Source organism: Echinicola salinicaeni (assembly GCF_014280965.1).
GTDB classification, from domain to species: Bacteria; Bacteroidota; Bacteroidia; order Cytophagales; family Cyclobacteriaceae; genus Echinicola; species Echinicola salinicaeni.
This window is the reverse complement of sequence record NZ_JACODZ010000007.1, coordinates 156533-169727: the sequence shown is the minus strand read 5'-3', so window position 1 is coordinate 169727 and position 13195 is coordinate 156533. Positions and strand designations below refer to the sequence as shown.

Below are 13195 nucleotides of genomic sequence, written 5' to 3'. Positions count from 1 at the left end.
ATCATAACATGGTCGTTTTGATCTTGTTTGAAAAGAAAAATAAATGAAATTCATTCTCGAAAATAAAGACGAAAAGAGTAAAGCCCGGGCAGGAGTGGTGAAGACAGATCACGGGGATATACAGACACCTATATTTATGCCTGTTGGAACGGCGGGTTCTGTAAAGGCAGTGCATCAAAGAGAACTGACCTATGATATCAAAGCCCAGATTATTTTGGGGAACACCTATCATCTTTATTTGAGGCCTGGCTTGGATATTTTGGAAAAAGCCGGTGGTTTGCATAAGTTCAATGGCTGGAGCAAGCCTATTCTTACAGATAGTGGAGGATATCAGGTTTTTTCTTTGGCCGGCACTAGGAAGATTACCGAAGAAGGGGTACTCTTTAAGTCCCATATAGATGGCTCCAAACATAAGTTCACGCCGGAAAATGTGATGGATATTCAAAGGTCCATTGGTGCAGATATCATTATGGCTTTTGATGAATGTACTCCTTATCCTTGCGAATATGGTTATGCCCGTGAATCCATGGAGATGACCCATAGGTGGCTGAAACGTTGTATAGAACAAGTAGATAGCACGGAAGGGAAATATGGCTATAACCAGACTTTGTTTCCTATTGTGCAGGGAAGTGTTTACAAAGACCTGAGAAAGCAATCAGCAGAATTTATTGCTTCTTGCGGTCGGGACGGTAATGCCATCGGAGGTCTTTCAGTAGGAGAGCCTGCTGAGATGATGTATGAGATGACTGAGTTGGTGACAGATATTTTGCCTAAGGACAAGCCAAGGTACTTGATGGGGGTAGGTACTCCTGCCAATATTTTGGAGTGTATTGCTTTGGGTGTGGACATGTTTGACTGTGTGATGCCAACCAGGAATGCCAGAAATGGTATGCTATTTACTTCTGAGGGAATCATGAATATGAGAAATGAAAAGTGGAAAGATGACTTTTCACCTATTGATCCTAATATCAATAGTTATGTGAGTAATTTTTACTCAAAGGCCTATTTGAGACACCTGACCATAAGTAAGGAAATTTTAGCTGCCCAAATTGCCAGTATTCATAATTTGAGTTTTTACCTTTGGCTGGTAGGGGAAGCTCGTGAAAAGATCAAATCAGGGGAGTTTTCTGCTTGGAAAGATATGATGGTGAAAAAAGTCAGCAGAAGGTTATAATGAAATTATTGGATAAACTTATTATAAAGGATTTTCTCAAAACTTACTTTTTTGTGGTTTTGATGCTGATCATGATTGTCTTGGTATTGGACTTTACCGAGAAGAATGATGCGTTTATCCGAAATGATGTGCCTACTCCCGAAATTCTGGAGTACTTATTCAATTATGGGCTTTATTTGAATAATCTGCTTACTCCGATTACTGTCTTTATCTCGGTGATATTTATTACCTCCAGAATGGCGGGAAGAACGGAGATCGTAGCCATATTGAGCAGTGGGGTGAGCTTTATGAGGATGTTGGTGCCTTTTTTAATGGGCGCTTCCTTGATTGCTGTTGCCAGTTTCCTGTTGAATGGCTGGGTCTTGCCGGGTGCTACAGCAGGAGTATATGAATTTAAAAGGGAATATTTAAAAGACGAAAGTCAATATAATTATCAAAACCTCCATGTAAAAGTGGCTCCTGATGTGTATGCTTATATATCAAGGTATTATACAGGTCCAAAAACGGGCTATTCTTTTACCTTGGAGCATATCAAAGAAGGAGAGCTGCTGTCAAAACTTTCAGCAGATAGGATTGTGTGGGATACTGCCGCCAATGCCTGGGAGGTTCGGAACTGGAAGCTTAGGGAGCTGAAGGAAATGAGAGAGGAATATTCCGTGGGAGAAAGGATGGATACGGTACTTTCCATCACTCCTGAAGATTTTGATCTTCCGCCAAATCATCATGAAACCCTTAACCTTCCAGAACTCAGTAGCCAAATCAAGGTTTTGGAGGACCGTGGAGCAGATAATGTGAGTTTTTATAAGATTGAGCGATATGTTCGGTTTATGTCTCCTTTTGCTGCTATCATTCTGACTTTTATAGGGGTGATCGTTTCTTCCAAAAAGACCAGAGGTGGCTCTGGCTTTAAGATAGCACTGGGTTTCCTGCTGGCATTCGTTTATATCATTCTGTTTTTGCTTTCAAGGACTTTTGCAGAGGCTGGAACTTCCTATCCCTTATTGGCGGTATGGCTTCCTAATCTCATTTTTGCCACAACAGGTTTGGTGATGTATAAGACTGTTCCTCGATAAAATATAAGTTGGATTGATTGTTTTGGGTGTTTGTATGATGCCAATTTATACATCAAGAAAATCTTAGCTCTCTTCCAAGGAGGGGATATTGGGCTAGACAAAGAGGATGAAGGTTGAATTTTTATCTGTCAACCCTATTAGTAAATAGGGGTTTGAGTGAATTTTCAAAAAGGCTTAATTGAGATATTGGACTGTAAACAAGAAGTTTTTAGTTGATAAGCTAATAAGTATTCATAATTTACGTTTTACCTTTGCTTGGATGAAAATGGCTGGATAAAGTCAGTAGAAGATTATAATGAAATTACTGGATAGACTTATTGTAAAAGATTTTCTCAAAACTTACTTTTTTGTGGTTTTGATGTTGATCATGATTGTCTTGGTGTTGGACTTCACCGAGAAGAATGATGCCTTTATCCGTAATGAGGTACCTACTTCCGAAATCCTGGAGTATTTATTTAATTATGGGCTTTATTTGAATAATCTGCTTACTCCGATTACAGTCTTTATCTCGGTGGTTTTTATTACTTCTCGGATGGCAGGAAGAACGGAGATCGTCGCCATATTGAGCAGTGGAGTGAGCTTTATGAGAATGTTGGTCCCTTTTTTAATGGGAGCTTCTTTGATTGCTGTGGCAAGTTTCCTTTTGAATGGCTGGGTCTTGCCCGGAGCTACTGAAGATGTATATGAATTTAAGCGAGAGTATTTAAAAGAAGACAGTCAGAGCCATTATCAAAACTTTCATGTTAAAGTGGCTCCTGATGTTTATGCTTATATTTCAAGGTATTATACCAGTTCAAAAACTGGGCGTTTCTTTACCTTGGAGCATATTAAAGACGGCGAGCTCTTGTCAAAACTTTCAGCAGAAAGTATTGTGTGGGATACTGTCGCTAATGCTTGGGAGGTACGAAACTGGAAGCTTAGAGTGTTAGGTGAAATGGGAGAGAAATACATGGAGGGAGATAAAATGGATACAGTGCTTTCCATCACTCCTGAAGATTTTGATCTTCCGTCAAATCACCATGAAACCTTGGCCCTTCCCGAACTGAATAAACAAATTAAGGTGTTGGAGGATCGCGGGGCAGATAATTTGAGCTTTTATAAGATTGAGCAATATGTTCGGTTTATGTCTCCTTTTGCCGCTATCATTCTGACATTTATAGGGGTGATCGTTTCATCTAAAAAGACTAGAGGTGGTTCTGGTTTTAAGATAGCGCTGGGTTTTATGCTGGCATTTATCTATATTATTTTGTTTTTGCTTTCGAGGACTTTTGCAGAGGCTGGGACTTCCTATCCCCTATTGGCGGTATGGCTTCCTAATCTGATTTTTGCTGTAACAGGTTTGGTGATGTATAAGACTGTTCCAAGATAAAACATATGGATACTAAAAGTGTCAAGGACTATATAATGCTTCATTTCGTAGTGTTGATTTGGGGTTTTACAGCCATTTTGGGTTTGTTGATCAGTATACCTGCGGTTGAAATTGTCTTTTATAGAACCTTGATGGCTACGGTCATACTTGGGATGGTTTTTGCTATCAAAAAAAGAAAACTAGGGCTTCCCTTTGATGAGTTAGCAAAGATTCTTGGTACTGGTGCTTTAATAGGACTCCATTGGATTTTATTCTTTGGGGCAGCCAGAATTTCTACAGCTTCCGTTTGTCTGGCTGGAATGGCCACTTGCTCGCTTTGGACAGCTTTTATAGAACCATGGGTAAATAAGGTTAAGATAAAATGGTACGAAGTGATCTTGGGGATAATGGTCCTGGCAGGGCTTTATGTAATTTTTAGCTTTGAGCTTCAATATTGGGAAGGGCTTTTAATGGCTGTTGGAGCTGCGTTTTTAGGGGCCTGTTTTACGGTAAGTAATGGGCGGCTTACGAAAAGACATTCCCCTTATTTAATTACTTTTTATGAGATGATGGGGGCATGCATTTTTACTGCCCTGTTTATGCCTTTTTATGTGAATTACTTCTCTGGAAACGGCACTTTGGAGATGGTGCCGACTTTAAGTGATTGGTTCTGGCTTTTCTTATTAAGTGGGGTATGTACGGTATATGCCTTTTCTGTTTCTGTAGAATTGATGAAAAGGTTAAGTGTGTTTGTGATTAATTTAACGGTGAATCTGGAGCCTGTCTATGGGATTATTTTGGCGGTATTGATTTTTGGCGAGGAAGAGCAGATGACTTCAGGATTCTATATAGGGGCCTTGATTATCCTTATATCTGTATGTTTATATCCGGTTTTTAATTATGTATATAAAAGGAGAAAGAATAAACAGTTGTTGCGCGTTCAATAAGTCCATCATCCTGATCTTAGAGGGGAGAATTTGATGCTTCAAATCTATAAACTTGAAGCATCATGTTTTTGCGCTAAAATTGAAGTTCTCCTTTAAAGGTGAAGTAGTCATTAGGCCAGTCTTCGAGGACGGGTTCCTTTTCGAAAAGTCCAAATATTGTTGATCCAGAGCCAGACATAGCGGAATAAAATGCGCCTTGTTCGTAAAGTTTTTCCTTTATGGAGGCAATTTCCGGGTATTTGGGGAATATGCTTTCCTCAAAATCATTTTTTAGTTGTTCTTTCCAGAGTGTGCGGTCTGCCAGCGTTTTTTTAAGGTCATAAACTGGTTGTTTAGGGCTTATCCCTGCATAAGCTTCCTTGGTGCCAATATGGATTTTCGGATTGACCAGGGCGATCCAACAGCCTGCAAGGTCAAGTTTTATTGGTTCTAAAATTTCACCTCTTCCGGTAGCGATCTTGGGGGTGTTTTCTATAAAAAGCGGGCAGTCGCTTCCCAATTGTGCGGCATAATCCTCCAGAAACCAATCTTCAAGGTGCAGATCAAAAAGGCTGTTCATCATTTTGATAGCAAAGGCACCATCTGCAGAGCCTCCTCCCAGCCCAGCTCCCATAGGGATGGCTTTGTGAAGGTGAATTTTGATATGAGGAAGTTCGTTAAAATCCTTTCTCAATAATTTAAGGGCTTTGAGAATGATATTGTCCTTTTCTTTTCCTGGTATGGCGAGCCCCGTTCCTGTAAAGGAAGTTTTATTAGCAGTGGATATTTCCAAAGCGTCACAAAGTGGGACGGGGATCATGCAGGTTTCAATATCGTGATAGCCGTCTTTTCTTTTTTTTGTAATATGTAGACCAAGATTGACCTTGGCATTTGGGAATTGTATCATATTGATAGGTAAAAGGATTTGTCTTGCAAATCTATTAAAAACAGGGTATTAATTTCGAAGGCTTTGCTTTATGTTATTTATAAATTTTGAATGAATGCTTGAATAATTGTCAAAACATTGGTTAGTGGACTGTTAAGTAGGTAAATTTTTAACAAAAATTAAATAAATTTAAAATTCAGAAGAAAATTCTGAAAAATGAATAAATCTTTTTTTTATAAAAGATAAAAAAGGGTAATACCTAAATAAGGTGTTTCATATTCCTGTAAATGTGTGGGTTTGCAATAGTTTAATTTTTGATTCAATTTAAAAAAAGAAATAAAATATTGTAAGTCTCAATTTAGGGTTTTACTTTTGTAAAGAAATTATAAAAAGTGAAGAGCAGAAACCACTAAACACACTAATAAACATGTTCAAAATAGTTAGCGTCATTAACCTTATCGTCATTCTCATTTTCAACTGTAAGTGAGGCGCTAAACTATTGTTAAAACATCCATAAAGCAATAAAGTGCCTCATCTCGTGAGGCACTTTTTTTTATAAAGATAATAACAGAATATTAGAGATAATATGAGTGATTTGAAGAAATATAGTTGGGAAATCAGTGATAATCAGGAGAATCCTGCTGCTATGGCGATGCTGTATGCGACTGGTATCAGTGATGAAAAGATGAAACAGCCTTTTGTAGGAGTGGCAAGTTGCGGTTATGAAAGTAACCCATGCAATATGCACTTGAACAGTTTTGCAAAGGATATTAAGGAGTCTGCAGATAAGGCAGATCTTTCTGGCTTTGTTTTCAATACCATTGGTATTTCTGATGGGCAATCAATGGGTACTTCAGGAATGAGGTACAGTCTTCCTTCTAGAGAAGTGATTGCAGATTCAATTGAATCATTCATTTTAGGACATTCTTTTGATGGAGTGGTGACTATTCCTGGTTGTGATAAGAATATGCCGGGTGTGGTGATGGGGATGCTTCGTATCAATCGTCCAGGAATCATGGTCTTTGGAGGTACGATCAGATCAGGAATTTATAAAGGTGAAAAGTTGAATATTGTTTCGGCTTTTGAGGCTTATGGTAAGAAGATAAACGGTCAGATTTCTGATGAGGATTATATGGGCGTTATCAAAAATGCCTGTCCTGGAGCGGGAGCTTGTGGAGGTATGTATACGGCCAATACCATGTCTTCAGCAATTGAAGCTATGGGGCTGTCTTTGCCATTCAGTTCATCCTATCCAGCTACCTCAAAAGAGAAAAAGGAAGAATGTAAAAATATAGGGAAGTATATCAAGCAATTACTTGCACTGGATATTAAGCCAAAAGATATCGTTACCAAAAAGAGCATTGAAAATGCTGTACGTGTTACTGTGGCTCTTGGAGGAAGTACCAATGCGGCTTTGCATATCTTAGCCATTGCGAGGACAGCTGGGATTGATTTTACCCTTGAAGACTTTAAGCGGATCAATGCTGAAACTCCTGTACTTGGTGACTTTAAGCCAAGTGGGAAATTTATGATGGAAGATCTTTATGAAATGGGCGGTTTGCCTGCTTTCTTAAAATACTTCCTGAATGAGGGGCTTTTGCATGGTGACTGTTTGACTGTAACAGGAAAAACCATGGCAGAAAACCTAGAGGGGATCGAGCCTGTGAAGACTTCAAAAGATAGTGTGATTCATCCATTGGATAATCCAATCAAAGAATCAGGACATTTATGTGTACTTCATGGAAACTTAGCGCCAGAAGGTGCCGTAGCCAAAATTTCCGGTAAAGAAGGAAAGTCCTTTACAGGGATAGCTAGGGTGTTTGATAGCGAGCCAGAGGCCAATGAAGCCATGAAAAACAAGGAAGTTCAGAAAGGTGATGTGGTAGTCATCCGTTATGTAGGTCCAAAAGGAGGACCTGGAATGCCAGAAATGCTCAAGCCTACTTCCATTATTATCGGAGCGGGGCTTGGTTCTGATGTGGCTTTGATCACAGATGGTAGGTTTTCTGGTGGTACGCACGGATTTGTTGTGGGGCATGTTACACCTGAGGCCTACTTGGGTGGTCCTATAGGTTTGATCCAAGATGGTGATAAGATCACTATCAGTGCCGAGACCCTAGAAATTAGTGTTGATGTTTCGGATGAGGAGTTTGAAGCAAGAAAGAAAAATTGGAAGAATAAAGACTTAAGTCATCTCCAAGGAACGTTAAAGAAATATGTCCAATTAGTGTCTACTGCGTCTGAGGGTTGTGTTACTGACAAACAGTAAAACAATAGACCAACCGACATAAGACTTAAACCTCAAATATAATTTAAATACACATGAAAGATTCGAGAATCAGAGGAGCTGAGATCGTAATCAAGTCTTTGGTAGCCGAAAACTCAGAATATATTTTCGGTTATCCTGGAGGAGCCATCATGCCAGTGTATGATGCGCTTTATGATTACGCGGACCAAATCAAGCATGTACTGACCAGACATGAACAGGGAGCTATCCATGCCGCTCAAGGCTATGCACGAGTCTCTGGTAAAGTCGGGGTTTGTATGGCTACTTCAGGGCCAGGCGCTACTAACCTGATCACAGGTATAGCAGATGCCATGATTGATAGTACTCCTCTGGTCTGTATAACAGGACAGGTTGCTTCTGCATTATTGGGTACCGATGCGTTTCAGGAAACTGATGTTGTGGGTTTTTCAATGCCAGGTACCAAATGGAATATCCAAGTACGTAGGGTAGAGGATATTGCTCCTGCCATAGCCAAAGGTTTTCATATCGCTAGGTCTGGAAGGCCAGGACCGGTATTGATAGATATTACCAAAGATGCTCAGAATGATTTGGGTGAATTCAATTATGTTCCTTGCTTGGGTATCCGGTCTTACAGACCTTATCCAAAGGTAAAGGAAACTCAAGTAGCCCAAGCTGCTGAGGTAATTAATTCAGCCAAAAAGCCTTATGTGCTTTATGGACAAGGTGTTGTGATTGGTAAAGCGGAAGAAGAGCTAAAAGCATTTTTGGATAAAACCGGAATACCCGCAGCCTGTACACTTCTTGGCTCAGGAGCTCTGAGTGAAGATCATCCTCAGTATGTTGGGAAATTAGGGATGCACGGGAACTATGCCCCTAATATGCTTACTAACCAATGTGATGTTTTGATCGCTATAGGGATGAGGTTTGATGATCGTGTGACTGGTGATTTGAAGCGTTATGCTAAGCAAGCCAAAGTGGTACACTTGGAGCTTGATAATGCAGAAATTGATAAAAATGTAAAGGCAGAAGTAGCTGTTTTGGGAGACTGCAAGGAAAGCTTGCCTATGCTTACAGAGAAAGTTAACCAAAACAGCCATGAGGAATGGCTAAAGGAATTTAGGACGTTAGAGGAGAAAGAAAAGAGCGCTGTGGTTTCTCTTGATCTTTTGCCTACCAAATCAGGTTTGACCATGGGAGAGGTCATCCGTTATATCAATGATTATAAGAAGGATGATGCTATTTTGGTTACTGATGTAGGTCAGCACCAAATGATTGCATGGAGGTACTTTAAGTATAAGACTACCAGGACACAGGTTACATCAGGAGGTTTGGGTACAATGGGCTTCAGTTTGCCAGCAGCTTTAGGTGCGCAATTGGCTGATTTAAACCGTCAGGTGGTTTGTGTTGTTGGAGATGGAGGTATTCAAATGACCATACAGGAACTAGGTACCATTATGCAAACCCAAAGCCCTGTAAAGGTGGTGTTATTGAATAATAACTTCCTGGGAATGGTAAGACAGTGGCAACAGCTTTTCTTCGATAAGCGTTATTCATTTACTGAATTGGATAATCCAGACTTTATTAAGATTGCAGAAGCCTATAATATGAAAACCTCTAAGGTTACAGAAAGGGAGGACCTTAGTGATTCGGTAGCAGAAATGATGATACATGATGGCCCTTATTTCCTTGAAGTAGTGGTGGAAAAAGAGGACAATGTATTCCCAATGATTCCTACCGGGTGTTCAGTTGAAGAAGTTAGATTAAGCTAAGCCGCATATTATGAATCGATATACAGTATCCCTTTTTACGGAGAATTTCATTGGTATTCTTAATAGAGTGACATTGATTTTCACTAGAAGAGGTGTGAATATAGATGCCCTTACAGCTTCAGAAAGTAAGGAAGATGGTGTGCATAGGATCACCATAGAAGTAACCACAACTGAAGAACAGGTAATTCAGATTGTAAAGCAAACTGAAAAAATAATCGATGTCATCAAGTCTTTTTACTATAAAGATGATGAGGTCGTTTATCAAGAGATCGCTCTTTATAAAATCCCTATCAGCAGTCTTGATCCAGGCTTGGAAAAAGTTATCAGGCAGTACAATGCCAGGATTATTTCTGCAGAAAAGGAATTTGTGGTGATCGAAATGACAGGTCATAAAGAAGACACCAAAGCTTTGTTGGAAATTCTTAAGGATTTCAATATCCTGGAATTTGCCAGATCAGGTAGGGTGGCTGTGGCCAAACCAATGGGAACAATTGAACAATATTTGAATAATTAAAACTAGAAACAATGAAACTGAAATTCGGAACAGTTGAAGAAGATGTAGTAACAAGAGAAGAATTTCCTCTTGAGAAAGCCAGAGAAGTACTTAAAGACGAAGTGATTGCTGTATTGGGCTATGGTGTACAAGGTCCAGGTCAAGCACTTAACTTGAAAGATAATGGTTTTAATGTAATCGTTGGTCAGCGAAAAGATTCCAAAACTTGGGACAAAGCTGTTGCTGACGGTTGGGTTCCTGGTGAAACGCTTTTTGAATTGGAAGAAGCCTGTGAAAAAGGTACTATCCTTCAGTTCTTGCTTTCTGATGCAGGTCAGATCGCTCTTTGGCCAACTGTAAAGAAACACCTTACTCCAGGTAAGGCATTGTATTTCTCTCACGGTTTCGGTGTGACTTACAATGATCAAACTGGTATCATCCCTCCAAAGGATGTTGACGTGATTTTGGTTGCTCCTAAAGGTTCTGGTACTTCTTTGAGAAGAATGTTTGTAGAAGGTAGAGGTTTGAACTCTTCTTTCGCGATCTACCAAGACGCTACAGGAAAAGCTAGAGAAAGAGTTATCGCATTGGGTATCGGAGTAGGTTCTGGCTACTTGTTCGAAACTGATTTTTACAGAGAAGTTACTTCTGACCTTACAGGTGAGAGAGGGACTTTGATGGGGGCTATCCAAGGTATTTTCGCTGCTCAGTACGAAGTATTGAGAGAGAATGGTCACTCTCCTTCTGAGGCTTTCAACGAGACTGTTGAAGAATTGACTCAGAGTTTGATGCCATTGGTAGCTGAGAACGGTATGGACTGGATGTATGCTAACTGTTCTACTACTGCACAAAGAGGTGCTTTGGATTGGTGGAAGCCGTTCAGAGATGCATCTAAGCCAGTATTCGAAGATCTTTACAAGAGCGTTAAAGATGGTAAGGAAGCTGCTAAATCTATCGAGTCTAACAGTAAGTCTGACTACAGAGTGAAGTTGGAAGAGGAATTGAAAGAATTGAGAGAATCAGAGATGTGGCAGGCAGGTGCTACTGTACGTAAGCTGAGACCAGAGAACAACTAATAACACTTAAGGGGAATGTTTCGGGAATTATATAAATACAAAATGGTGTTAAAATATGACGAGAAACTTTCCTGAAAGAAAAAATTCGGGAGGAATAGGAGAAAGAAATAATTCTGATTCCTATTCCTTCTGGACTTTATGACGATTGACAACAGAAGCGATGGAAAAGAAAACATTATTTGACAAAGTATGGGACGCGCACGTTGTGAAGTCAGTCCCTGACGGACCAGACGTGTTTTTCATAGATAAGCACTTTATCCATGAAGTAACCAGCCCAGTAGCCTTTCTTAATCTTGAAAAAAGAGGAAACAAAGTACTCTTCCCAGAAAGAACAGTGGCTACGCCAGATCACAATGTACCCACTATAGATCAGGAGAAAACCATAAAAGACCAACTTTCCCGTATGCAGGTGGAGAAGCTGCGAGAAAATTGTTCTAAGCATGGTATTGAACTTCATGACCTGGGTACTGACCACCACGGTATCGTTCACGTAATCGGGCCTGAATTGGGGATTACCCAGCCTGGGATGACGATTGTATGTGGAGATAGCCATACCTCAACACATGGAGCTTTCGGAGCTATTGCCTTCGGTATCGGTACTTCTGAAGTAGAAATGGTATTTGCTTCGCAGTGTATCATGCAGTCTAAGCCTAAGCGCATGAGAATTACAGTGGATGGTGAGCTAAATGAGGGAGTTACTTCTAAGGATATCATTCTTTACATCATCTCTAAAATCTCTGCCAGTGGAGGTACTGGATATTTTCTTGAATATGCTGGCTCAGCAATTCAAAGTTTAAGTATGGAAGCAAGAATGACCATCTGTAATATGAGTATCGAAATGGGTGCTCGTGGTGGTTTGATTGCTCCTGATGAAACGACATTTGAATACCTAAAAGGTAAAGAGCATGCACCAAAAGGTGAAGATTGGGACAAAGCCGTAGCTTACTGGAAAACCCTTAAAACCGATGAAGGTGCAGAATTTGACTTGGAGTATAAGTACGATGCAGCGGATATAGAGCCAATGATCACTTATGGTACTAACCCGGGAATGGGAATCAAGATCAAAGACAATATTCCTAGTACCGATGGTATGGAAGGAAGTAATAAGAAGACTTATATCAAGTCGCTTGACTATATGGGCTTTGCCCCTGGAGAGCCTATCAAAGGCAAAAAGATCGATTATGTATTCGTAGGTAGCTGTACGAATGGCCGTATAGAGGATATTCGAGCAGTAGCGGAGTTTGTGAAAGGTAAAAAGAAAGCAGAAAATATCACCGCTTGGATTGTTCCAGGTTCAAGAGAGGTAGAAAAACTAGCCATTAAAGAAGGTTTGGTTGATATTCTTGAAGAAGCAGGTTTCAAATTAAGACAACCTGGATGTTCCGCATGTCTGGCCATGAATGATGATAAAATTCCTGCTGGTAAATATGCAGTGTCTACATCAAATAGAAACTTCGAAGGTCGTCAAGGTCCAGGCGCTAGAACGCTTTTGGCTTCACCTTTGACAGTGGCAGCAGTAGCCATTACTGGTGAAGTAACCGACCCACGCGAAGTATAATCATCTAAAATTGATCAAAAATGGCTTACGATAAGTTTAATATATTAAATAGTACCGTGGTCCCATTGCCAACAGAAAATGTGGACACGGACCAAATCATCCCAGCCAGATTCCTAAAAGCTACCGAAAGAAAAGGTTTTGGAGAAAGCTTGTTCATGGACTGGAGATATGACAGTGAAGGAAATCCAAAGTCTGATTTTGTGCTAAATGATCCAACCTACTCTGGTAAGATATTGGTAGCAGGAAAAAACTTTGGTTCAGGATCTAGTAGAGAACACGCCGCTTGGGCTATCTATGATTATGGCTTTAGATGTGTGGTTTCTAGTTTTTTTGCTGATATTTTCAAAAATAACGCCTTGAATGTAGGGATTCTACCAGTAACCGTTTCTCCTGAATTTTTGGAAGAAATATTCACAGAGGTGGAAAAAGATCCTTCGACTAAAGTGGAGGTAAATATCGAAAAGCAGACTATTACGCTATTGAGCACTGGTAGTTTTGAATCTTTTGACATCAACACCTATAAAAAGGGGAACATGCAAAATGGCTTTGACGATATCGATTACCTTTTGAATATGAAGGATGAAATCGTTGCATTTGAAGCAGCAAAAAAAATATAAATAAAATTAGTAGCAGAAAGTTAGGAA

At 39.9% G+C, this 13195-nt stretch carries 11 protein-coding genes; 10 read left to right on the top strand and 1 reads right to left on the bottom strand.

The genetic code is table 11. The annotated features are described in order from the left end of the window. Positions 1 to 43: 43 nt before the first annotated feature. From tgt to H7U17_RS14855, 4 genes are all read left to right on the top strand, one after another. A complete protein-coding gene (gene tgt / locus H7U17_RS14870; RefSeq protein WP_186757542.1) occupies positions 44 to 1174 on the top strand; it encodes a tRNA guanosine(34) transglycosylase Tgt in 1131 nt (376 codons plus the stop codon). Further along, a complete protein-coding gene (locus tag H7U17_RS14865; protein ID WP_186757541.1) occupies positions 1174 to 2247 on the top strand; it encodes an LptF/LptG family permease in 1074 nt (357 codons plus the stop codon). The genes tgt and H7U17_RS14865 overlap by 1 nt, the downstream gene beginning before the upstream one ends. A 295-nt stretch (positions 2248 to 2542) precedes the next feature. Next, the gene (locus tag H7U17_RS14860) at positions 2543 to 3616 is read left to right on the top strand and encodes an LptF/LptG family permease (protein WP_186757540.1); all 1074 of its coding nucleotides are present in this window, start codon (positions 2543 to 2545) and stop codon (positions 3614 to 3616) included. Positions 3617 to 3621: 5 nt separating this feature from the next. Continuing rightward, the gene (locus tag H7U17_RS14855) at positions 3622 to 4542 is read left to right on the top strand and encodes a DMT family transporter (RefSeq protein WP_186757539.1); all 921 of its coding nucleotides are present in this window, start codon (positions 3622 to 3624) and stop codon (positions 4540 to 4542) included. 73 nt (positions 4543 to 4615) lie between these two features. On the opposite strand, the gene ispE is transcribed toward H7U17_RS14855, so the two are convergent. Further along, on the bottom strand, positions 4616 to 5428 hold the full coding sequence (gene ispE, locus H7U17_RS14850; protein ID WP_186757538.1) for a 4-(cytidine 5'-diphospho)-2-C-methyl-D-erythritol kinase: 813 nt from the start codon (positions 5426 to 5428) through the stop codon (positions 4616 to 4618). Positions 5429 to 5993: 565 nt separating this feature from the next. On the opposite strand from ispE, the gene ilvD reads away from it, so the two are divergent. The 6 genes from ilvD (at position 5994) to leuD (ending at position 13168) form a co-directional block, all read left to right on the top strand. Continuing rightward, on the top strand, positions 5994 to 7676 hold the full coding sequence (gene ilvD, locus H7U17_RS14845; protein ID WP_186757537.1) for a dihydroxy-acid dehydratase: 1683 nt from the start codon (positions 5994 to 5996) through the stop codon (positions 7674 to 7676). 53 nt (positions 7677 to 7729) lie between these two features. Then, positions 7730 to 9424 (top strand): biosynthetic-type acetolactate synthase large subunit, encoded by a 1695-nt coding sequence (gene ilvB / locus H7U17_RS14840; protein ID WP_186757536.1) that lies wholly within the window; start codon positions 7730 to 7732, stop codon positions 9422 to 9424. Between the two features lie 10 nt (positions 9425 to 9434). Further along, positions 9435 to 9938, top strand: coding sequence for an acetolactate synthase small subunit (gene ilvN / locus H7U17_RS14835; RefSeq protein WP_186757535.1), 504 nt, complete (start codon positions 9435 to 9437; stop codon positions 9936 to 9938). Positions 9939 to 9949: 11 nt separating this feature from the next. Next, complete coding sequence (gene ilvC / locus H7U17_RS14830; RefSeq protein ID WP_186757534.1) at positions 9950 to 10993, top strand: ketol-acid reductoisomerase; 1044 nt, start codon at positions 9950 to 9952, stop codon at positions 10991 to 10993. A gap of 160 nt (positions 10994 to 11153) precedes the next feature. After that, positions 11154 to 12551 (top strand): 3-isopropylmalate dehydratase large subunit, encoded by a 1398-nt coding sequence (gene leuC, locus H7U17_RS14825; protein WP_186757533.1) that lies wholly within the window; start codon positions 11154 to 11156, stop codon positions 12549 to 12551. A gap of 20 nt (positions 12552 to 12571) precedes the next feature. Beyond that, positions 12572 to 13168, top strand: a complete 597-nt coding sequence (gene leuD / locus H7U17_RS14820) for a 3-isopropylmalate dehydratase small subunit (RefSeq protein ID WP_186757532.1) — start codon at positions 12572 to 12574, stop codon at positions 13166 to 13168. The last annotated feature ends 27 nt before the right edge of the window (positions 13169 to 13195 follow it).

Coding starts and splice junctions, on each gene's coding strand:
- ilvD (WP_186757537.1), top strand. CDS start 5,994: ATGAGTGATTTGAAGAAATATAGTTGGGAAATCAGTGATAATCAGGAG.
- tgt (WP_186757542.1), top strand. CDS start 44: ATGAAATTCATTCTCGAAAATAAAGACGAAAAGAGTAAAGCCCGGGCA.
- ispE (WP_186757538.1), bottom strand. CDS start 5,428: ATGATACAATTCCCAAATGCCAAGGTCAATCTTGGTCTACATATTACA.
- H7U17_RS14865 (WP_186757541.1), top strand. CDS start 1,174: ATGAAATTATTGGATAAACTTATTATAAAGGATTTTCTCAAAACTTAC.
- leuC (WP_186757533.1), top strand. CDS start 11,154: ATGGAAAAGAAAACATTATTTGACAAAGTATGGGACGCGCACGTTGTG.
- ilvB (WP_186757536.1), top strand. CDS start 7,730: ATGAAAGATTCGAGAATCAGAGGAGCTGAGATCGTAATCAAGTCTTTG.
- ilvN (WP_186757535.1), top strand. CDS start 9,435: ATGAATCGATATACAGTATCCCTTTTTACGGAGAATTTCATTGGTATT.
- H7U17_RS14855 (WP_186757539.1), top strand. CDS start 3,622: ATGGATACTAAAAGTGTCAAGGACTATATAATGCTTCATTTCGTAGTG.
- leuD (WP_186757532.1), top strand. CDS start 12,572: ATGGCTTACGATAAGTTTAATATATTAAATAGTACCGTGGTCCCATTG.
- H7U17_RS14860 (WP_186757540.1), top strand. CDS start 2,543: ATGAAATTACTGGATAGACTTATTGTAAAAGATTTTCTCAAAACTTAC.
- ilvC (WP_186757534.1), top strand. CDS start 9,950: ATGAAACTGAAATTCGGAACAGTTGAAGAAGATGTAGTAACAAGAGAA.